The sequence below is a fragment of the Rhizobium sp. AB2/73 genome (assembly GCF_020871915.1).
GTDB lineage: Bacteria > Pseudomonadota > Alphaproteobacteria > Rhizobiales > Rhizobiaceae > Rhizobium > Rhizobium dioscoreae.
This window is the reverse complement of record NZ_CP067073.1, coordinates 472,062-493,104: the sequence shown is the minus strand read 5'-3', so window position 1 is coordinate 493,104 and position 21,043 is coordinate 472,062. Positions and strand designations below refer to the sequence as shown.

The window sequence follows — 21,043 nt, the reverse complement described above, 5'->3', positions numbered from 1 at the left end:
ATCTGCCTCGCGTGAAGATGGGAGCGATCGGCTATCGGTGATGCCCGCTTCAAGGAAACTCGCCTCGAACAGTTCGCGCGTATAGGCGTGGTGCCGGCATCCAAATCCACCTTGGTGAGTTCGTCGGTGCCGCCCTTCATGAGCAGCGCGCGATCGCATATACGCCTCCTCCCTCGAATATTATATAATACGTATGATGTTATGCACATCTCATAATATGAATATTCGAAGATCGACATGGCTTGCAAGGCGATGCGGGTGACCTGATGCGAATGTGCTGAGGTCAAAAGTTGCGACATGCGACCCGGGTCGCCTGAAACTGGCATAAGGGGCAATCCATCGGTTCCCACAGGCTTGGCGGTAAGGGGTACCAGATGGGGGGTGGCTTTTGATAAGGCCCGAGATGGGGCGGCTCGATATCAGCGATTGCGTGTGTCCCCTGCTCACGGAGCAGCATAGCTCTCGACATCTCGAAAAATTCATATTATGTCATATGATATGGCTCAATCTCACGGGAGAGACGCTGAGTGTATGTGGGAACACAGATCGAGGCGCGCGACGACGACGATTATCGCGTTTTCGCGCAATTGGGGCTGAAGCATATATGTGCGGATCCGCCGGGAAAGCCGGAGAGCTGGACGCTATCCGATCTTGAGCGCCTTCGCGACAAAGTCGAGAGTTTCGGGCTGATTCTGGATATGATCCAGCTTCCCTTGCCGTCTCAACCGATCGAAAAGGCATCCTATCCCGATATTCTACTTGCGGGACCGAATCGCGATCGCCAGATCGAGGCAGTCTGCAAGCTCATCGAAGATGTGGCGGCGGCCGGCATTCCAGCGGCAAAATACAATCTCAATCTCATCGGCATTCCGCGCACGCCGGAAGAGCCTGGACGCGGTGGTTCGATGAATGCGAGCTTCCGCTGGGACAAGGCAGACCACCAGGCCGCCCCCGGCCTTGCCGGCGTCCTGTCGGAAGACGAGAACTGGGAGCGCATCGATTATTTCCTGGAGCGGGTCGTGCCCGTGGCTGAGAGCAATCGTGTCCGCCTCGCTTGCCACCCGCATGATCCCTACACACCGCCGGGTTATCGCGGCGTCACGCGCGTGCTCGGCTCCGTCGAAGGCTTGAAGAAGTTCGTGCTGATGCGCGAAAGCCCCTATCACGGGCTGAATTTCTGCCAGGGATCGGTCGGCGAGATGCTCGACAATCCGCGCGAGGAAATCGACGACATCATCCGCTGGTTCGGCACGCGCGGCAAACTCTTCAACGTTCATTTCCGCAACATTCGCGGTGGCAAGCTCTCGTTCATGGAGACCTTCCCGGATGAGGGCGACATGGACATGGTTCGCTCCGCGAAGATCTACAAGGAGGTCGGCTATCAATACATGCTGATGCCCGATCATGTCCCGACCATCAGCGGCCGGGACCCGACCGGCGTCGCCTTCGCCTTCTGCTACGGCTACATCGCCGCCCTCGTCCAGTCACTCGAAGGCGCCTGAGACCATCGCCCTACCAATCGATAACAGGATTCCGATATGAACCCGATTGAACTGAAAAAGGCGGTTGGCAGCGGTCTACTGTCCTTTCCCGTCACTCACTTCGACAGCGACCTCAAATTCGACGAGGCGAAGTACCGCCGCCATGTCGAATGGCTGGCAGGCTATGATGCCGCCGCTCTTTTTGCCGCCGGCGGAACCGGCGAGTTCTTCTCCCTCAATCCCGCCGAAATCCCGCAGGTGGTTCGCGCCGCAAAGGCATCCGCGGGCAATACGCCGATCATCTCGGGCACGGGCTACGGCACGTCGCTTGCCATCGAGATCGCCAAGGCAGCCGAGAAGGTGGGGGCGGACGGTCTGCTGCTCCTGCCGCCTTATCTCATGTTCGCCGAACAGGCCGGCCTGATCGCTCATGTGAAGGCTGTATGCCAATCCGTCGGGATCGGCGTCATCGTCTACAACCGCGACAATGCGGTACTCAGCGCCGACAGCATCGCGCGGCTTACCGACGAGTGCCCCAATCTCATCGGTTATAAGGACGGGGTCGGTGACGTCGACAAGGTGATCGAGATCACCACGACCCTCAAGGACCGTCTCGTCTATGTCGGCGGCATGCCGACCCATGAAGTCTATGCCCAGGCCTATTTCGCCGCCGGCGTCACGACCTATTCCTCCGCCGTCTTCAACTTCATTCCCGCGCTTGCCCAGCGTTTCTACAGCGCTTTGCGGGGCGGAGATCAGGCAACGGTCGATGAAATCCTCACGGGCTTCTTCTTTCCATTCGTCGCCCTGCGCAATCGGAAGAAGGGCTATGCGGTCTCGATCATCAAGGCCGGCTTGCATGTTCTCGGCAAGGATCCAGGTCCTGTGCGCCCACCGCTGACCGATCTGACGCCGGAGGAACTGGCAGCGCTCGCAAAGATCATCGAGACAGCCAAGGCCGCGTGAGGCGCAGCCAAGCACATGCAAACGATCGTCGGCAATGCCGGCGATCACGCTTTGCAGGTGGAAGATACTCGTGGTTAGCTTGCCGTCTCGAATTTCTACCGCGATGATGGCCACGTCGGCAATGGTTGCATCGACCCATGTGTGTTTGCCAGACATTCGTCCATGCCATCGACCAGTCAAATGGCGCGCTCATGCTAATCGACTATTATCCCGTCGGCACCGCGCGAACTGGGTCGAAATCGTCACCCTTCCCCCATGAGGGACAAAGATCACGACTGCTTCGTCTCGCGGAGAGGCGTAGTGGCCGTGTATCGGCGGTCCGCCTGTCACAGCGACCGATTCTTTAGACCAATGACGGTCATGAGTACGCGATAAGCAATCGCCATAAAGCTGCCGCGCCGTGGCCAGGGGATCGCCACGCTATTGCCTAACAGAAAACGTTTGACCGCCACATTGCTGCCGGATCGTTCCTCAACCCTAACCGGCGGCTGAATCCAATACGGTATGCCAAATTTCGCTCTACGCCATCCAAGAGGTGTTCCCCCCGCACGACCAAGAGGAATTGAGATGATGATTCGTCATATCCCCGCTGTATCGTTGACTGCTGCAGCCTTGAGCCTGATGGTTCTCAGCAATCAAGCCTTCGCACAGCAAGCAACACAAGGGCAGCAGCCTGCCCAAACACAGCAGCCCGATAGCAATGCTGCCGCTCCCACGGTCAATGATCAAAAAATAGAGGCTTTTGCGGTCGCTTATCTCCAGGTGGACAAGATCAGGCAGGAATATTCGGCCAAGATCGGCGCGACACAGGATCCGACCGCGAAACAACAGCTGCAGACCGAGGCAAGCAAGCAGATGGTGCAGGCCGTTCAGACGTCTCCTGGGATGTCGGTAGACGAATACAACGCAATTCTAACGGCTGCGAAGAAGGACCCTGCACTCGTCAAGAAAGTCCAGGATAAGATTCAGAAAGCCGTACCTGCACAACAGTAAGCGACGAAACGATCTCCACGTAACGTGATATCAGATCGATGCCGCATCTCGGGGCGGCATCGACCGACATCTTCATCGCGATGAAGATGTCGGTGAGGCGATCGGCCGGTCTATCGCACGGCCGCTTTCAGCAGGCCGTTTCGAGCGAAGGTCTCGCGCAGCCGCCCGTCGACGGCGATGTAGGAATCGAGTGTCAGCGCGAGTTTTTTGCGATGATCGGTACGCTTTCGGCCAGCTTTATCAGACGCTGGGGATCGGAAAACACGATTTCTGCATAGTATTGAAGTCATTCTCCGAGGTCTTTGCGCCATAGGCGGAGAGAAAGCCGGTTTCCACCGGTGCATCTGCAGGTAGATAGGGTGGCAGGTAGAAGGTTGATGGATCGCCAAAGCCGATCATCAGGCCCTGTTGCCGGCCAAGCTTGGCCGCATACGCATCAGGATCGACAATGGCGCCCTTCTTCGGTGTGGATCGGCCGAGAAGGTAGGAACCGCTCCCGGCCAGAACCACTGCCGCGCCAAGTAGAAGACGCCGTGAGACAATCAATGTGCCAGTCCAACCAGGGCGCCAACATGCACGGCGGCTGGAACTGCGGCGTGAACTGGATCCATAATGCGGGAGAGCTTCCGCCATCAGCATCACGCCGGCCCACCGGCGCTTACCCGATCTGACAGGGATTCTGGTTCGCTAGCCCGGAGCCGACAGGCTATGGATGTGCCCGGTCAACCGCCGGGCAGACCCGTTGCTTCGGTCAGATCTTTGCAGCCTTGGCGAAAGTCGGATCGAATGTCTTCTCGAAGGGTACGTCGGCATTGGCGAGTTCGGGATCGAGTGTCTTCAACACGCCCATCATGGACTTATAGCCTTCCGGCGTGACCATGCCGTCCGGGGAATACATTTCCTTGGAATTCTTGAATGCCTGCATGTAGAGCTCACGATTGCCGAGCAGATATTCTTCCGGAACGACGCCGGCGACATCTTCGGGGCTTGCTGTCGCGATCCATTTCAGGGCCTTCATGAAGGCATTGACCGTCTTTTGGGTGGTGATTGGGTTCTCTTTCGCAAATTCGCGCTTGATATAGACGGTCGCGGCCGGGTTCGGACCACCGAAAAGCGCACGCGTGCCGGCCTCGGTGCGCGTATCCAGAAGCACCGTGATGTCGCCATCATACTGCAATTGCGCGATGACCGGATCGAGATGGGAAAGGCCGTCGATCTGTCCGCTCTTGACCGCGGCAACCGCGCCGGCACCGCCGCCGACGCCGATCAGCGACGCATCGTCGGTCTTCAGTCCGTTCTTCAGCATGGCATATTGGAACATGAGCGCCGTCGAGGAGCCTGGCGCGGTGACGCCGATCTTGCGGCCCTTCATGTCCGCCATCGACTTGATCTCGCCGGCGAGATCCTTGCGCACGGCGATGACGATGCCGGGGAAGCGGCCGAGATTGCAGATCGCGACGATATCCTGACCCTTGTTCTGCATGCGGATCGTATGTTCATAGGCGCCGGCGACGACATCGAGGGAGCCGCCGATCAGTCCCTCCAGCGACTTCGAACCGCCGGCGAAATCATTGATGGTGACGTTGAGACCCTCTTCCTTGAAGAAGCCCTTCCGTTCGGCGATCGTCAGAGGCAGATAATAGAGCAGCGGCTTGCCGCCGACTCCGATCAACAGGTCCGGCTTTTCTGGCTTTGCGTCCTGCGCCACCGCCGGCAGAATCCCCGCAAGCGAAGCGCCAATTCCAAAGCTCGCCGTCCCGATCAAAAATGTCCTGCGTTCCATAGTTTTTCCTCCACGTCTCTGTTTCTTTGCGCTACTGGCCGCGCCAGGCAAGCAGCCGTCGTTCAACCATCGTCATGACCCAATCCACCAGCAGGACGAAAGCGGTCAGAACCACCATGCCCGCAAAGACGCCCGTCACATCAAAGACACCCTCGGCCTGCTGGATGAGGTAGCCGAGGCCGGCGGCAGAACCGAGATATTCGCCGACAACGGCGCCGACGACCGCAAAACCCACCGAGGTATGCAGGCTGGAAAACACCCAGGAAAGCGCCGATGGCATATAGACATGGCGCAGCAATTGTCGCTCGTTCATGCCGAGCATGCGGGCATTGGACAGCACCGGCTGGCTGACTTCCTTGACACCCTGGTAGACGTTGAAAAAGACGATGAAGAAGACGAGCGTGATGCCGAGCGCGACCTTGGACCAGATGCCGAGACCGAACCACAGCGCAAAAATAGGGGCGAGCACGACGCGGGGCAGGGCATTCGCCGCCTTCACGTAAGGGTCGAAGACTGCCGCGATCAGCGGCCTGCGGGCGAACCAGAAGCCGAAGACGACGCCGCCGAAGGCGCCGAGCAGGAAGGCAAGGATCGATTCCGATAGCGTGATCCAGAGATGATACCAGATCGATCCGCTGGCGAACCACTGGATCACACGTTGCGCGACCTTGAGCGGATCGGCAAAGAAGAAGGATATGGTCTTCGGATTGCCGAAGAGGCCGGTATTCGTCGCCAGATGCCAGAAGACCAGAATGACCAGCGCCACCAGGATCTGCAGCAGGAGAAGGAGGGAGCGGTTCATGCGATCTCTCCGCTGCTCTGGCGATATGCGGTCATCACCTCGTCGCGCAGCGCCTGCCAGATATCACGATGAAGCTGGTTGAAGACGGGATCGTGCCTGATCTCGCCTATTTCGCGCGGCCGCTCCAGCGTCACCTTGAAGTTACCGATGATGCGGGACTTCGGACCGGCGGACATGATGACGACACGGTCGGCAAGGGCGATCGCCTCATCGAGATCGTGGGTGACGAACATCACCGCCTTGCGGTCCCCGGACCAGAGTTTCAGCAGCAGGTCGCCCATGATCAGGCGGGTCTGCGCATCGAGCGGGCCGAAGGGTTCGTCCATCAGGAGCAGTTTGGGATTGCGGATGAGCACCTGAGCGAGACCGACCCGCTTACGCTGGCCGCCCGAGAGCATCCGCGGGAAACGATCGGCAAATGTGGCAAGGCCGACACGCCCCAGCCAATCCCGCGCAATCCTTCTGGCCTCGGCCGTCTCCGTTCCCGTGATCTCTAGTCCGATCGCAACATTCTCGAGAACCGTTTTCCACGGCATCAGCGAATCCTGCTGGAAGAGATAGCCTGCCTGGCGGTTGACGGATTTCAGGGGCTGGCCGAAGACTTCGACCGTCCCTGACGCCGGCGTCAAAAGCCCCGCCGTCGCATTGAGAAGTGTGGATTTGCCGCAGCCCGTCGGGCCGACAATAGCCACGAACTCATGCGCCTCTACATCCAGATTGGTCGCCGCCACGGCGTCGAACCGTGTCTTACCGGCCATTTCAAAGGAAATCGCCACCTGTTTCAGGCTGACCGCCCTCACAGCCTCCGTCGTCATGCCCTGCTTTCCTCCCGCACGCCCGCAACCTCGCGCGGACATCAGGCATTGTCATGTTGGGCCAACAGATCAAAGCCAGCCGTACCAGTCAATATGCGATTAATGCAGGTTCCGTTCTATCGGAGGCGGGAAATGCGAAAACCCCAGCCTTCGATACCGGGGTTTTACGAGTTCCGTGGAAGTTGATCGATCAGGCCGCGCGCCGCCGGTGCTGGCCCTCCTGAACTTCTTCGACGATTTTGTCGACGAAGGCGGGAAGATCGTCGGGCGACCTAGATGTGATGATGCCTTCATCAGTCACGACCTTTTCGTCCTTCCAGGTTGCGCCGGCATTTCTGACATCCGTCTTGATGGACCAGTAGGAGGTTGCCTGGCGTCCACGCAATGCGTCGGCTTCGGCAAGCAGCCAGGGTGCGTGACATATGGCGGCGACCACCTTGCCGGAATTCAGGAAATCACGGACGACCCGCATGGCATCGCCATCCATGCGCAGCTTGTCGGGATTGATCTGGCCACCCGGCAGCACCAGCGCCTCGAATTGGTTCACGTCGACATCCTTGGCGATGATATCGACCTCAACACTGTCGCCCCAATCGGTCTTGTCCCAGCTCTTGATGCTTTCCTTCTTGATGGAGGCAACCTTGACGTCGGCGCCACGCTTCCTGAGTTCGTCGAGGGGAACGCGAAGTTCCGAACGTTCGTAGCCATCGGTCGCCAGAATGAGGATATGTGCGGAATTGATGGAAGGCATGATCTATCCTTTCGCTGTATCGTTGATCGGAATGCCCGTTTCCAAACCCCAGCCGCAGGCAATCGTTCCCCGGCTTTGTGGGAACCGCAGCGCGATCCCGCGGTTATGATGGAAATCGACAGGGAGAGATCGATGGAGCAGGCAATCAAATTCGAGCAGTCCGGTTGGATCCCGAATAATCAGCGATTTCCTGTGATCGTCTATCGGCAGGTGCTCGATGGCCCCGACAGGGCAGAGAGTTTCGAACGGCTCTTTCGAACCAATGGCTGGGGCGGCCTCTGGCGAAACGGCGTCTATTCCTTTCACCATTTTCATTCGACGGCCCACGAAATATTGGGCGTTGCGGCAGGTCGGGCCCGGCTGATGATCGGCGGACCTACGGGCAAGGAAATCACGGTCGAGGCCGGCGACGCCCTGCTGTTGCCGGCCGGAACCGGCCATTGCCGGCTCGAGGCGAGCGACGATTTGCTCGTGATCGGCGGCTATCCTCCCGGTCAGGAGGCCGATCTCTGCCGGGAGATGCCCACGGCCGAGCAGCAGGCGATGATCGAAAAACTTGGCGTGCCCGCAAGGGATCCACTGAAAGGAGGGGCCGGTGGCCTCCTCTCTCTATGGCATGGCAAAGCCTAGCGCCGGCCGAAATCGAGCATTACCAGACACCCGGCAGCAATCGGAACCGCACGCGCCCGGCATAATCGGCATAACCCTCGAGTTCCGCCTGCAGCAGGGCGTCCTCCCAGCTGGTACGCAGAATCAGCACGCCGCTTGCCCAAGCGGCTGGGATTAAAGCCCACCAGGAACCCAGCGCCAGCGCCAACCCTGCAAATACCAAGATTGCGCTGACATAGCCCGGATGGCGCACATAGGCGTAGGGACCATTGCTGATGACATGTTGGCCGCGTTCTCGCTGGAGGCGGACACCGGGTTCAAAGAAGCGATTGACGGCCTGCGCCCATGTGCCGAGTGCAATGCCGACCGCAAGCAGAATATAACCCAGGATCACGACGGAGGTTGGCATCACCGACCAATTCATCCTGCCGGAATCCAAGGTTCCAAGGGGTATTTCGGCGATCATACCCATACAGATGAGCGAGACCAGAATGAGATCCCAATGTTTGGTCCCGGCCTGGAAGCGGCTGCGTGCCCTGAAGATCATGGGGTTTACGCGTCGCATGACCAGTATTGCGATCCCGTAGATAACTAGGAGGAAAACAATAAAGACCCATCCGGGCTGCCAGTCGAGGCGACCGACAGGTAAAAAGACGAGAGCAAGCAGCGCAAGCGGCAGACCGATCGCGTAGGATATGGCCTTCTTGCGGGACATGGGTTCGGGATCGGTGACGGTCATGCATTTGCTCCTTGCAAGGCAAACCAGCTGCGCCCTTCGATGGATTTTTGCTGCTTAGATGATGGAAGCGAACGGATCGGGCGGTTCGAAGCCTTGACACGCGATGCGCCGGGTTTAGACCGGCCGAATATCATCATGCTCCTTCCCCCCGGAGATTCCATGAAATTCCTGGCATCCTTTTCCGCCTTCGTCGGCAAGACTTTTTCCATATGGGTCATCCTCTTTGCCGTTCTCGGCTTTTTCCTGCCCGATGTCTTCAAGCAGTTCGCACCCTGGATCGTCGTCCTTCTCGGCATCATCATGTTCGGTATGGGGCTGACCATATCCGTTGACGACTTTCGCGAGCTGGCGCGTCGTCCCCATGAGGTCGCGATCGGCGTCATCGCACATTTCGGCATCATGCCGGCGCTGGCACTGCTTTTGACGCGGATCATTCCAATGCCGCCGGAAGTCGCAGCCGGCGTCATTCTGGTCGGCTGCTGCCCGGGCGGCACCTCGAGCAATGTCATGACCTATCTTGCCCGTGGCGACGTGGCGCTGTCGGTCGCCTGCACGAGTGTGACGACGCTCGCAGCGCCCATCGTCACGCCGTTCCTCGTCTGGATGTTCGCGAGCCAGTATCTGCCTGTCAATGCCTGGTCGATGTTCATCAGCATCGTGCAGGTCATCATCGTGCCGCTGCTGCTTGGCGTCATCGCGCAAAAGGCCGTACCCAGCCTGGTTCGCGCGGCGATCCCGGTCCTGCCTCTCGTCAGCGTCATCGGCATCGTACTGATCGTTGCCGCCGTCGTTGGTGCCTCGAAGGCGGCCATCGTGCAGTCCGGCCTGCTGATCTTCGCCGTCGTCGTCCTGCACAACGGTCTCGGCTACTTGTTCGGCTATTATGCATCGAAAGTGCTCGGGCTCAATTTCTACAAGCGCAAGGCGCTGGCGATCGAAGTGGGCATGCAGAATTCAGGCCTAGGTGCAGCGCTGGCAACGGCCTATTTCTCGCCGATCGCCGCCGTTCCCAGCGCAATCTTTTCCGTCTGGCACAATATTTCCGGCGCGACCCTGGCAAACTGGTTTGCTTCGCGCCAAGACGTAGACGCACCGCCGCGGCCGTGAAATCTACGGTATGGATGGGGCGCGGCTTCAAGCCGCGTCGTGCCGGCCGAAATGCTTCCCATCGCTCAATGGTCGTTCAGCTCATATCCCTGGCAAGGGCGCAATAGACGGCTTGATCCACGGTTCCGCCAAGTCGGGTCACTGCGAGTGCAATCGGCGGCAGGCGCGATCCGGCGCCAAGATGGATTGTTGCGCCGTCGGTGCGGAGGAGGTTCAGCTGCGCCGACAGATCGGGCTCGTCCAGCCCGTCGAAGATGCCGCGGCCGCTGATCTTCAGCGCGGCCTCCTTGGCGACCCAGAGGCGGTAACAGGCCTCTAGCGCTGCTGCGCCGTCCAGGGCAGCGAGTGCCGCTGCTTCTTTCGTCGAAAAATGATCCGCGGCAAATGCTACCGGATCGAAGCCATTGACATCCTCTATCTCGATATCCACGCCGACAGCGCTACTAGGCGCGAAACCTGCCAGCAGCAGATCGGCGCGATGCGAAAGGGAAACGCCCAGCTCGTGATACGGAGGGTTTAGCGCCGGCCGCTCGCTCGGTCGGCGATAGATGGAAAGATCGTCCCGCTGCGTGGCTGTTCTCAAGGCTGTTTGCGCGATCTGATCACGCTCTGCTCGTCCGCCAGGCCTCGGGCGGACGAGAATGGCGATCGCATCCGCGACCGCCAGGACGACCTCGAATCGAGGGGCCGTCATCCCACGCTCACGCCGCGGCGGAGGGCAGGGCTTCTTTCTGAGCGACGGGAGCAGGCTCCTGCTCGGTTTGAACCGCCTGGGCAGGAGCCCCGACCCACGACGTTCCTCGCGGGATGGCCTCACCCTTCATGACCAGCGTCAGCAGTCCGATTTCGGCGAAATCGCCCACATCAGCCTCGTAAAGCACGGTGCTACCCGAGCCGATCGAGACGCCGTCGCCGATCGTGATGCGGCCGACCTTCATGATACGGTCTTCATAGAGATGGGTCTGCGGGCAGGAGCCCATATTGAGGACCGCGTGGTCGCCGATATGGGTGCAATCGAACTCGCAGATATCGGTGCTATTGATCCATGCTCCCTGGCCGATCTTGGCGCCGAAGGGACGGAGCAGCCAGGGCAGGAACGGCGTGCCGCGCAGATAGTCGAGCAGCATCTTGCTGGCGAGACCGCCGTAGAAGACCGCGACGGCTTCAGTGCGCATGGCCCACCATGACCACATCGGCCGGTTCATCGGCTTGTAGCTGCCAATCAGCGTCCATTTGAAGGCGACAGCGACGAGGTAAAGGATGCCGGAGGTCGCGAGGCCGGCGGCCATCAGCGTCCAGAAAAGGCTGCCCCAGGCACCATTGTCGATTTCGCTGGCCAACATGTCGGACATAGCAAGTGCCATGACGATGAGGATGGCGGTCGGCAGCGATGTGTGCATGGCCTCGAACAGGATGCGCATAAGGCGCATGCGGAGCGGCGGCGCATAGGTAGTGTTCGCAGCCGCCTGCAGCCTCTCGCGTGTCGGGAACTGGAAGGCGGGGCTGCCGCACCAGGTTTCGCCCGACTTGACATGCAGGGAGTCGGGTAGGCGCGTCTTGATGCCGATGAGCGAGTCGCTCTCGATCACCGCCCCCTGCGAAATGACGGATGAGTTGCCGAAGAAGCAGCGATCGCCTGTTTTCAGGCGCTTGAGTATCATCCAGCCGTTCTGGATTTCCTCGTCGCCGAAGATGGTCTCGTCACCGATGAAGTTGTCGCGGCCCATTTCGATCAGATCGTAGCGGCCGGCGAAGTTTGCCGAAATTTCCGTGCCCTTGCCGATCTTGGCGCCCATCAGACGGTACCAGTTGCGCATGAAGACGGTGGCGTAGAGCGAATTCAGCGTTTCCAGCATGGCTTCGGTGGTCAGGCCGACAATCCATTTGCGGAAATAGAGATTGCCGAAGATGGAGTAGCGGCCCGGCACGACGCGAGGCAGCAGTACCCATCTGAGCGCCACGACGACGGCCATGGATATGACGATCAGCAGGAAAGCGGCCGGCCAGGAGAGCGCGGCGATCATGCCCCAGGACAAGGCCTCGTCGGAGCCGGGTGCGTAAATCTGCTGGACGGCGGTGAAGAGATAAAAGGCCGGGAAGATCGGAAGAAGGCCGACGACGAGGCTGAGATTGTAGGCGACGAAATAAGCAGCGAACTGGAAGACGCGCCCGGCAGTTCCAAGCTCCGGATGCGCAGGCGCGTCCTCGTGCTCTACGTGACCCGTCATGTGGGCCGGCGAGCCGTCCCAGCGGGTGTGGGCTTCGACATGTGTACCGGCGGCGATCGCCGTCAGGTCACCGATGACGGCGCCATCGTCGATCTTGACGTTATGGCCGATGACGGAGCCATTGCCGACCTGCACGCCTTCGCCGATATCGATCGTGCCGACATGAATCTCATTGCCGATGACTTCGACATTGGCGAGCTTGATCTTGACGCCGAGGCTGGATCTCGCGCCGATGCGTACAAGATCGATCGCGCCTTCCTCGAACTCGTCGATCATCGCATCCTTGCCGATCTTGGCGCCGAGTGCGCGCATATAGACACGGATAAGCGGCGAACCTTTCAGGAATTTCGGAGCGGTGAGCTGGACTATGCGCTGCATCAGCCAGATACGGAAATAATAGGTGCCCCAGAGCGGATATACGCCTGGCCGTGTGCGGCCGATGACAAGCCATTTCAGCGCGATGACGATCAGCTTCTCGCCGAGATTGAGAGCCAGATAGACGCCACCGAGAATGAGAATTTCATTCCAGAGCGATGCACCGTCATCGATCAGCAGGATCGAGGCGAGCAGCAGACCGATCCATTGTAGCGTTGCGATCGCGACGATGAAGGGGAGCACCACGGCCTGAGCAAGACCGCAGAGGAAGCGCCGGTGCCACGGAGCCGGCTCGAAATTCTTGCGCTCCTGTCCGGAAGCGCGCTCCGCGCGCTGCTCAAGGATCGCCGCGATGCCGCGCAAAGTGCGGCCGGCATAGACGTCGCGCAGGGCGATGCCCGCCAGCAGCGGGATCTTGCGCACTTCGGAAACGAAGCGGGCCGCCAGCATGGAATGGCCGCCGAGCTCGGTGAAGAAATCCGCCTCGAAGCTGATGGAGCGCAGCCGAAGCGCTTCCGTGGCGGCCTTCAGCAGCTGTGCTTCGGTCCAGGTGCGCGGCGGCTCCTGCATCTGGGCCGACTGATCGGCCACCAGCGGAATGGCGGCAAGCGTCTTACGATCGATCTTGCCGGAGGGAAGGCGCGGCAGCGAGACATGGCTATGCCAGGCGGCGGGCACCATGTAGGGCGGCAGCTTGGCTGCAAGCACGGCGCGCGCCTTGTCGCGATCAAAGCTGCTGCCGGTGGTAACGACGTGGGCAACCAGCATGTCCTCGCCATCCGGCGGACGATGGACGACGACGGATGCGGCCTTCACGTCCGGAAGTTCGCCGACGACGGTTTCGATCTCGCCAAGCTCGATGCGATAGCCGCGAATCTTGACCTGGTCGTCGATGCGCCCGAGGAAATGGAGCTGCCCTTCCTCGTCCATCAGCACGGCGTCGCCGCTGCGGTAAAGCACCGGATCGTCCTGCCCTCCGAAAGGGTTTGCGATGAATTTCGCGGCAGTCAGCTGCGGCAGGTTTCTGTAGCCGGCAGCGACACCCGGTCCGCCGATCAGCAATTCGCCGGTATCGCCGCGTGCCACGAGTTGTAGGTTTTCGTCGACGACATAGGTAGTCGTGTTGGCGATCGGGCCGCCGATCGTGATCGGCCGGGATGGATCGAGTTCCGCGTAGGTTGCAACCACGGTCGTCTCGGTCGGGCCGTAGGTATTGATCAGGCGCCGGCCGGCTTTCGAAAAGCGGCTGACGATCGCCGGAGGGCAGGCTTCGCCGCCGACGATGATGACGCGCAGGCTTTCGACATCGCGCTCCAGCATGGTGAGCAGCGTCGGCACTGTGTCGATGACCGTGATCTTTTCGGCTTCCAGCACGTCTGCCAACCTGTCGAGCTCGGCCATAACGGCGGATGTCGCAACCTTCAGGGTCGCGCCGACCAAATAGGGAACGAATATTTCCTCGAGCGAAAGGTCGAAGGCGACCGAGGCCTGCTGAAGAACGACGTCCGATTCGACCATCCCGAGGACATCGTTGCCTGCCCGCAGATAGTGGCAGATATTCCGGTGCGTGATGACGATGCCTTTCGGCTTGCCCGTGGAGCCTGACGTATAGATCGCATAGGCGGGATCCTCATGCGTGGCGGCGCGGGGCCCGATGCCACCATCGTCTTCTGCGAGCAGTCCCTTGAGAATCAGGGTCTGGCCGTCGAATTCGGGGGCGAGGGCCGCCTTTTCATCATGGGTCAGCAGCCATTTCGCGCCGCAATCGGCGAGGCTGACTGCCACGCGGTCGGCAGGGGCCGCGGCATCGAAGGGAATATAGGCAGCTCCAGCCTTGAGAATCGCCAGAAGTGCGACATGTAGCTCGAGGGAGCGATGGAACCACAGACCGACGAAGTCGCCCGGACCGATACCGCGGCGGCTGAGCGCGCGCCCCGCCTCATCGGAGAGCCGGTCGAGCTCGGCATAGGTCATCGCCTGGTTGGTTCCGATCAGGGTCAGTGCCGTCTTGTCGGGGGTACGGGCAACCGTTGCCTTGAAGATGTCCACCAGGGTTTCATAGCGGACGAACTCAGGCCGAATGCCGCCTGAGGAAACCGAGAGGCTGGCATTTGGGGTAATCGACGAAATCTGGATAGTCATGATAACTTCTGCGGAACGAAACTCGGCACTATCGGCGTGCCATCTGCCCATGCTTATACACCCTTCAATTTGCAGCTCTCTTACGGGCCTTGTCAGTGAATTGTAATGTTGGGAAAGCTATGCTTGGTTTGCTGCAGGGCGAGCCCTGCGTGCCCTCTCGAAAGAAGGATTGATATCGTTGCGCATATTCGGGCGAAGAGCCGGCTGGCCCCGCTGGCTGTCCGTTCTCTTGGTGGCGGTTCTGCTAAGCTTCCCAGGCATGGAAGCATTAGCTCGCACACATAGCAGTATTCTGGTCGAAGATGCCGGCAGCTTGCGGCCGCTGCGCGACATCTATGCGGTCGTTGCGCGCGAAATGCCGGGAAAGGTGCTACGCATCAAGCGGGTTCGCCGGGCCGGGCGTCAGGCCTATGCCGTGCGCGTGTTGAAGCCGGATGGCAAACGTGGTGATATAGTGCTCGACGGCGCAACGCTTGCCGTAATCGAGAGGCGCTGAGAATGCGCATTCTGATTGCTGAGGATGAGCCCAGTATCGTGGCGGACATGCGCCGCTGCCTGGAAGATCAGCATTATGTCGTTTCGACCGTGAGCAACGGCGAGGAAGCCTGGTATCGCGGCGATATCGAGCATTTTGATCTTGTCATCCTCGATCTCGGACTTCCAAAGCTTGATGGTCTGACGGTGTTGCGGCGCTGGCGCGCGGAAAAGCGCGGTATGCCTGTTATCATACTGACGGCGCGCGACGGCTGGCGCGACAAGGTCGACGGCATGGATGCGGGTGCCGACGATTATCTGACCAAGCCCTTCCGCATGGAAGAACTTCTGGCCCGCGTGCGCGCCCTCATGCGCCGCGCCGCCGGGCAGTCCTCCCCGATCCTTTCCAATGGCGTGTTGGAGCTCGACACGCGCCAGCGCACCGTTTCGTTTCGCGGGCAGCCGGTTCAGGTGACCGCGCTGGAATACCGGCTTCTTGCCTATCTGATGCACAATGCCGGCACCGTGCTTTCCCGAACGCAGATCGCCGACAGCATTTATGACGAAGAGACGGAGCTTCTGTCGAACGCGCTCGAAGTGGTCGTCGCACGCCTCAGGCGCAAGTTCGACGGCTCCGTCATCGAGACCCGGCGCGGCCAGGGCTACATCATCCCGCGCGAGGCGCCGCCGTCATGACACCGTTCTCGCTGCGAGGGCGGTTGCTGCTGGGGTCCGTGGTGGCGATCATCGTCGCAACCTTTCTCGCCGGGGTCGGCATCAATGCCATTTCCGGGCTGGCCGTCAGGGCTCTCGCCCTCTCGGAGATAGACGAGGAGTTGCGCGTTCTTCTCGCCGCGGTCGATATCAATTCGTCCAATCAGCTCTTCCTTGATGACACGCCGACCGATCCCCGCTTCGGCATTCCGAATGGTGGCTTCTATTGGCAGGTCGGCCGCAATGGCACTGTCGAGCTGCGCTCCCAATCGCTCTGGGAGCAGAACTTGCCTTGGCTGCGTGCCCGGCCTCGCGATGCCGGACGGGCGACGGATATGAAAGGGCCAAATGGCAGCCGTCTTCTCGCCGTCGAACGGTCCATTTCGATCCCGTCGGCCACGGGCGACCAGATGGTCGATATCGTCATGGCGCTCGACAACAGCGAGCTCGCACCGGCGCGCTGGCGCTTCTTCTATGCCATGGCGCCCTCTCTTGGCGTGCTGTCAGTCGCCCTGATCGGGGCAGTCGTGGTGTTCCTGCGATATGGGCTGCGGCCGCTCAATGACCTGCGCACGGCCCTGATGGCGGTGCAGGAGCGATCCGCGCGCAAGATCACCGGTCAGTTTCCGCGAGAAGTCCAGCCTCTCGTGGACGACCTCAACGGGCTGCTTGCATCGCGCGAGACGCAGTTGACACAGGCGCGTGCGCGCGCCGGCGATCTGGCGCATGGCCTGAAGACCCCGCTCGCGGCGCTTGAGGCGACCGCGCGTATTCTCTCCGAAGAGGGTATGTCGGAGCGGGCCGCAGCGATCCAGACGGAGGTGAGCCGGATGGAGGCGCAGATCAAGCGGACGCTTGCGCAAACCCGCGCAAGCCTCGCCGCCGCCCATACCGTCGGCGTCATGGATGCCAGCGCCGATCTCCAGAAGATCATTTCGGTCATGCGGCGTCTCTCGGCGGAGCGGAAAATCGATTTCGAGCTCGTGGCGCCGCCGGAGATGTGGCTGGCGATCGACGAGGCGGATTTTGCCGACATTACCGGCAATCTGATCGACAATGCCAGGAAATGGACGGCCGGCAAGGTCAGGGTTCGCCTGTCGCAGTTGCCCGAGGGCGTGGAGCTGTGCATCGAGGACGATGGCCCGGGCCTGCCCGAGGATGCGGAAATGGCTTTCATCCGGCGCGGCAGGCGGCTCGACGAAAGCATCGCCGGAACCGGCTTCGGCCTGGCGATCGCCAAAGATCTGGTCGAAGCCTATGACGGCAAGCTAACGCTCGCCCGTTCCAGCCTCGGAGGGCTGTCCGTGACCGTCAATTTGCCGGCGCGGCTGGTCAAGGACAAGCAGACGGCGCTGGAAAACTAGTTCGCTATAGGCTCAAGCATTGCCGCCCGCCTTCTTGCTTTCGCAAGGCGGGCGGACGGATTGAATTTGGACCTTGTCGCCTCAGGCCGCGCGTCGGGTGCGTGTTTCGTTGGCGGCCTGCTCGCTAATGCGAAACTGTGCGAGCAGCTCGTTCAAGGTCGCGGCTTCCGATGCCAGACCGTACCAGGGCTGCTTGCGCGGCTCGTAATCCGCCGGAAGCGGCTGATTGGGAACGCTGGTGAAGACGCCCTGCTCGTCTCCGACATAGGTGGACATGAATTCGCGCAGCAGAACGGGATTATTGAAGGCGCTGCTGATGCCGGCCGGATTTCCAGCCTTGGCGGCGGCATTGGCGGCAAGTTCTGTCAGCATGACGCGTGCGCCCAGCCAGTTCGAAATACTCTGCGACGCCTGAAGGCCGGAGGATTCGATCTCTCCCTTGACCGCTTCGCGGGCGGCGGTGCGCTGAAGGCTGTCTATGTAAATTGAAAAACCAGAGAGGGCGGCGATGACGACCAGAGATGCCACGACCAAAATCTTCGTCATCAAATTGAAACGGGTTTGCACGGGATCGGTCCTTTACGGTGATCCAGCGTGCCGATGAGTGAAGAAACCGATGCGCCGGATGGGCCAAACGTCATGGTCATTCCCGCAAATGCCGTCATGGCGCCGCGAATGTCTTGATGAGACATGCGGTCAGATATGCTTGAGCATTAAGGTGCCTTTAATCATGATCGATGGCAGTTGCGGAAAAGGTGGAAGCAGAAACCGTATGCATAGCCCATTGAAATCTCAACTTGCGATCGCTTTCAGGTATCTTTCCGCAGAACGTTCCACCACGCGGTTGCCGTCGCTCGCGATCGTTCGGCCGGGGAATGCGCCGTAGATCGCTTCGAAACGATAGGGTCGGATGGCTTCCGATATCGCCGTCACGGCCTTGGCGTCGAGCGGAACAAGATTTGGGTAACTGCGCATGAAGCTGACGAACTTGCGGTCCATGGTCACCTGCATCGTGTCGCCGGCGAAGAGCGCGCCGCGCCCGCCTTCGAGCCAAGGGCAATGGAGCACGCAACTGCCGTCGAAATGGCCGCCACAGCGGATCATGGTCGCCTGGCCAATCGACAGTGTCTCGCCTGTCCATGGACGTAGCGCCGCATCGTGCCTTTGCACCCATTCGCTATCGTTGGCGTGGATATGGATCGGCACGCCGCCGCAGGCGGCACTCCATTCGGTCATCGATGCATAGAAATGAGGGTGGGAGATCGCGATCGCGCTCAAGCCGCCCATCGCAGCGATCCGTGCCTTGCCGGGCTCGTCGATAAGGCTGAGGCAGTCCCAGAGGATATTGCCGTCAGGTCCTTCGATCAGAAAGGCGCGCTGGCCGATGCCGAAATCGGGTGAGATCTGCAGGCTACGAACGCCTTCCGTTTCTTTGGTCCAGACCACACTATGCATCTGGCCGAGGCTCGCCATGTCGGTCCATTCCTGGCCCGATTGGGGTACGAACTGACGTTCATCGTCGCAGATCGGACAGGCTCGCGGCGGCGCGTCGCTCTCGCTGAACTGCGTACCGCATGTGATGCAGACAAAATGCGTCATCTCGAATTCCTCGCCAAGCTATCGCCTCAGCCGACGCGGGGGATCTGCCGCAGGCTCAGATGGGCTTTATGTTATATTGGGCAGATGTACCTCGGATCAAAGGGAAAAGGCGAGGTTGTGTTGTCGTGGACAGAAACCGTCGTTTTTGGACTGGCCTTTTCTCGTAAGGCGCTTATTCGTCATAGTGGAGCAGTCCCATTTGATCAGTTTATCGCGCTGATTTTAAATGCAAAAATGTTACAATAACCGTTTTATGACAATACGGCCTTGCAAAAGTTGCAAAGACGCAGAAACATAGTCGGCTAATAAAAGTTTACCATCTGTGATCTTGATTCCCGGCGGTTGTCTCGGGAGAGATCGTAGGCATATGGAGGACCACTATGGCGCTTATTTTCGGCCTCATCGCTTTGGCCGGTCACATCGCCCTTTTGCTCTGGGGCACGCGCATGGTCCAGACCGGTATCCAGCGCGCCTTCGGCCCCGATCTGCGCTCCTTTCTCGGCCGGGCGCTCAGCAATCGCACGAAGGCATTTTTTGCCGGGATCGGCGTCACCGCCATCCTGCAGAGCAGTACCGCTACCGGCCTCATGGCCTCGGGCTTTGCCGCCGGCGGGCTGGTGGATCTCGTGCCGGCGCTTGCCGTCATGCTGGGCGCCAATGTCGGCACGACCTTGATCGTTCAGGTGTTGTCTTTCAATGTCGCGGCGGCTTCGCCGGCGCTGATCCTGATCGGCGTGCTGATGTTCCGCCGAACCGGGAATTCACGCGTGCACGATCTTGGCCGCGTCATGATCGGGCTTGGCTTCATGCTTTTGGCACTGCATCAGCTCCTCGACCTGATGACGCAGTATGAGGGGTCGAAGGCGCTCGCCTATGTCCTTGATGCGATCGCCGCGACGCCGGTGCTGAGCATGCTTCTCGCAGCCATTCTGACCTGGGCTGCCCATTCCAGCGTGGCCGTGGTGCTGCTCATCATGTCGCTTGCTAGCAAGGGGCTCGTCGATGTCGATCAGGCCTTTGCTCTCGTTCTCGGCGCCAATCTCGGCACCGCGATCAATCCTCTGATCGAAGGGCAATCGGGAGCGGATCTATCCGTGAAGCGGCTGCCCATCGGCAATATGCTGACACGTATTGTCGGCGTCGCCGCGATGATCGGCCTGCTGGAGCCCGCTACCCGGTTATCGGCGCTGGTCGATAGCGACAGCGCCCGCGCCGTGGCCAATTTTCACACCGCCTTCAATGTCGTCCTGGCTCTCATTTTCATGCCGCTGTTGCGACCCTATGCCGATCTATTGACCAAATTGCTGCCGCAGAAGATCGACGAGGCCGATCCGACGCGCCCGAGATATCTCGATCCGGCCGCCAAGGAAACGCCTGTCGTCGCTCTCGGCGCGGCAGCGCGCGAGGCGCTGAGACTGGTGGACGTGCTCTCGGAAATGCTTGCGGGCGCCAAGTCTGCCTTATCGGACACGGATCGAAAGGCGCTGACGCGATTGCGGTCGCTGGACAATATCCTCGACAGCCTGAACACGGCGGTAAAGACCTATCTGACCTCGATCGATCCCGATGAGCTCGGCGAAGCCGACCGGCGGCGTCTGAACGAGATCCTGCTGTTTTCGATGAATATGGAACATGCGGGCGACGTGCTCGACCAGAACCTTCTGCCGCACCTGGCAAAGCGTCTGCGCCGAGGTTTGAGTTTCTCGAAGGAAGGGCAGCTCGAACTGGCAAGATTGTTCGACCGATTACAGTCGAACCTCCAGACGGCGGCTGCCCTGTTCATGACGCAGAATGAAAGTGCCGCCCGCATGCTGGCGGAGGAGAAGGTGATTTTCCGTAAAGCTGAGCGCGAGGGGACGGAAGCCCATTTCCAGCGCTTGCGCCAGGGCGGGATCGAGACGGCCGAGACCAGCTCGCTTCACCTCGACCTTCTGCGCGACCTCAAGCAGATCAATTCCCACCTCGTTGCCGCCGCAGCCTATCCCGTTCTGGAGGAGCGTGGCGAACTTTTGCAAAGCCGGACACCAAGCCCGGTTCCACCGGTTGCAGTGCCTGCACATGATTAAAAGAACCGGCTCAGCCGTCTAGGGGACGGCTGAGC

Annotated in this window: 19 protein-coding genes; 9 read left to right on the top strand and 10 right to left on the bottom strand. The window is 60.2% G+C overall.

What is annotated here, in order from left to right; all coding sequences use genetic code 11:
- Window positions 1–527: 527 nt before the first annotated feature.
- The 3 genes from I8E17_RS28305 (at window position 528) to I8E17_RS28295 (ending at window position 3,440) form a co-directional block, all read left to right on the top strand.
- The gene (locus I8E17_RS28305; protein ID WP_113367420.1) at window positions 528–1,502 is read left to right on the top strand and encodes a mannonate dehydratase; all 975 of its coding nucleotides are present in this window, start codon (window positions 528–530) and stop codon (window positions 1,500–1,502) included.
- A gap of 36 nt (window positions 1,503–1,538) precedes the next feature.
- Entirely contained in the window at window positions 1,539–2,447 is a 909-nt protein-coding gene (kdgD, locus tag I8E17_RS28300; protein ID WP_069615231.1) for a 5-dehydro-4-deoxyglucarate dehydratase, read from the top strand.
- A gap of 567 nt (window positions 2,448–3,014) precedes the next feature.
- Window positions 3,015–3,440 carry a DUF4168 domain-containing protein gene (locus I8E17_RS28295; RefSeq protein ID WP_113367419.1) on the top strand — a complete coding sequence of 142 codons (426 nt, stop codon included), beginning with the start codon at window positions 3,015–3,017 and terminating at the stop codon, window positions 3,438–3,440.
- Between the two features lie 240 nt (window positions 3,441–3,680).
- On the opposite strand, the gene I8E17_RS28290 is transcribed toward I8E17_RS28295, so the two are convergent.
- The 5 genes from I8E17_RS28290 to I8E17_RS28270 form a co-directional block, all read right to left on the bottom strand.
- Window positions 3,681–3,986 (bottom strand): hypothetical protein, encoded by a 306-nt coding sequence (locus tag I8E17_RS28290; protein WP_162750984.1) that lies wholly within the window; start codon window positions 3,984–3,986, stop codon window positions 3,681–3,683.
- Between the two features lie 205 nt (window positions 3,987–4,191).
- Entirely contained in the window at window positions 4,192–5,223 is a 1,032-nt protein-coding gene (locus I8E17_RS28285; RefSeq protein WP_069615234.1) for an ABC transporter substrate-binding protein, read from the bottom strand.
- Between the two features lie 31 nt (window positions 5,224–5,254).
- The gene (locus I8E17_RS28280; RefSeq protein WP_112723743.1) at window positions 5,255–6,025 is read right to left on the bottom strand and encodes an ABC transporter permease; all 771 of its coding nucleotides are present in this window, start codon (window positions 6,023–6,025) and stop codon (window positions 5,255–5,257) included.
- Window positions 6,022–6,840 (bottom strand): ABC transporter ATP-binding protein, encoded by an 819-nt coding sequence (locus I8E17_RS28275; RefSeq protein ID WP_113367417.1) that lies wholly within the window; start codon window positions 6,838–6,840, stop codon window positions 6,022–6,024. The genes I8E17_RS28280 and I8E17_RS28275 overlap by 4 nt, the downstream gene beginning before the upstream one ends.
- Before the next feature lie 190 nt (window positions 6,841–7,030).
- A complete protein-coding gene (locus I8E17_RS28270; protein ID WP_113367416.1) occupies window positions 7,031–7,591 on the bottom strand; it encodes a type 1 glutamine amidotransferase domain-containing protein in 561 nt (186 codons plus the stop codon).
- A gap of 132 nt (window positions 7,592–7,723) precedes the next feature.
- On the opposite strand from I8E17_RS28270, the gene I8E17_RS28265 reads away from it, so the two are divergent.
- A complete protein-coding gene (locus tag I8E17_RS28265) occupies window positions 7,724–8,221 on the top strand; it encodes a cupin domain-containing protein (RefSeq protein WP_113367415.1) in 498 nt (165 codons plus the stop codon).
- A 19-nt stretch (window positions 8,222–8,240) separates the two neighbouring features.
- Here the strand turns inward: I8E17_RS28265 and I8E17_RS28260 are convergent, their stop codons facing one another.
- Window positions 8,241–8,939 (bottom strand): isoprenylcysteine carboxylmethyltransferase family protein, encoded by a 699-nt coding sequence (locus I8E17_RS28260; RefSeq protein WP_219511733.1) that lies wholly within the window; start codon window positions 8,937–8,939, stop codon window positions 8,241–8,243.
- 159 nt (window positions 8,940–9,098) lie between these two features.
- On the opposite strand from I8E17_RS28260, the gene I8E17_RS28255 reads away from it, so the two are divergent.
- Window positions 9,099–10,046: a bile acid:sodium symporter family protein gene (locus I8E17_RS28255; protein ID WP_112723740.1), complete on the top strand. Its 948-nt coding sequence runs from the start codon at window positions 9,099–9,101 to the stop codon at window positions 10,044–10,046.
- Between the two features lie 76 nt (window positions 10,047–10,122).
- On the opposite strand, the gene I8E17_RS28250 is transcribed toward I8E17_RS28255, so the two are convergent.
- Together I8E17_RS28250 and I8E17_RS28245 are read right to left on the bottom strand one after the other, a co-directional pair.
- Entirely contained in the window at window positions 10,123–10,740 is a 618-nt protein-coding gene (locus I8E17_RS28250) for a 4'-phosphopantetheinyl transferase superfamily protein (RefSeq protein ID WP_112723739.1), read from the bottom strand.
- Window positions 10,741–10,747: 7 nt separating this feature from the next.
- The gene (locus I8E17_RS28245; protein WP_113367494.1) at window positions 10,748–14,791 is read right to left on the bottom strand and encodes a Pls/PosA family non-ribosomal peptide synthetase; all 4,044 of its coding nucleotides are present in this window, start codon (window positions 14,789–14,791) and stop codon (window positions 10,748–10,750) included.
- Window positions 14,792–15,050: 259 nt separating this feature from the next.
- Here I8E17_RS28245 and I8E17_RS28240 point away from each other — a divergent pair, with 259 nt between their 5' ends.
- Genes I8E17_RS28240 through I8E17_RS28230 form a run of 3 tightly spaced genes read left to right on the top strand, consistent with a single transcriptional unit; the run spans window position 15,051 to window position 17,343 of the window.
- Window positions 15,051–15,287 carry a hypothetical protein gene (locus I8E17_RS28240; RefSeq protein WP_083258269.1) on the top strand — a complete coding sequence of 79 codons (237 nt, stop codon included), beginning with the start codon at window positions 15,051–15,053 and terminating at the stop codon, window positions 15,285–15,287.
- 2 nt (window positions 15,288–15,289) lie between these two features.
- The gene (locus I8E17_RS28235; RefSeq protein WP_113367414.1) at window positions 15,290–15,961 is read left to right on the top strand and encodes a response regulator transcription factor; all 672 of its coding nucleotides are present in this window, start codon (window positions 15,290–15,292) and stop codon (window positions 15,959–15,961) included.
- On the top strand, window positions 15,958–17,343 hold the full coding sequence (locus tag I8E17_RS28230) for a HAMP domain-containing sensor histidine kinase (RefSeq protein WP_112723738.1): 1,386 nt from the start codon (window positions 15,958–15,960) through the stop codon (window positions 17,341–17,343). Before I8E17_RS28235 ends, I8E17_RS28230 begins: the two co-directional genes overlap by 4 nt.
- Before the next feature lie 81 nt (window positions 17,344–17,424).
- Here I8E17_RS28230 and I8E17_RS28225 read toward each other — a convergent pair whose 3' ends face one another.
- Entirely contained in the window at window positions 17,425–17,889 is a 465-nt protein-coding gene (locus tag I8E17_RS28225) for a hypothetical protein (protein WP_229002261.1), read from the bottom strand.
- Window positions 17,890–18,135: 246 nt separating this feature from the next.
- On the bottom strand, window positions 18,136–18,942 hold the full coding sequence (locus tag I8E17_RS28220) for an MBL fold metallo-hydrolase (protein ID WP_113367413.1): 807 nt from the start codon (window positions 18,940–18,942) through the stop codon (window positions 18,136–18,138).
- Window positions 18,943–19,322: 380 nt separating this feature from the next.
- Between I8E17_RS28220 and I8E17_RS28215 the strand changes: the two genes are divergently transcribed.
- Window positions 19,323–21,008 (top strand): Na/Pi cotransporter family protein, encoded by a 1,686-nt coding sequence (locus tag I8E17_RS28215; protein ID WP_113367412.1) that lies wholly within the window; start codon window positions 19,323–19,325, stop codon window positions 21,006–21,008.
- Window positions 21,009–21,043: the final 35 nt, after the last annotated feature.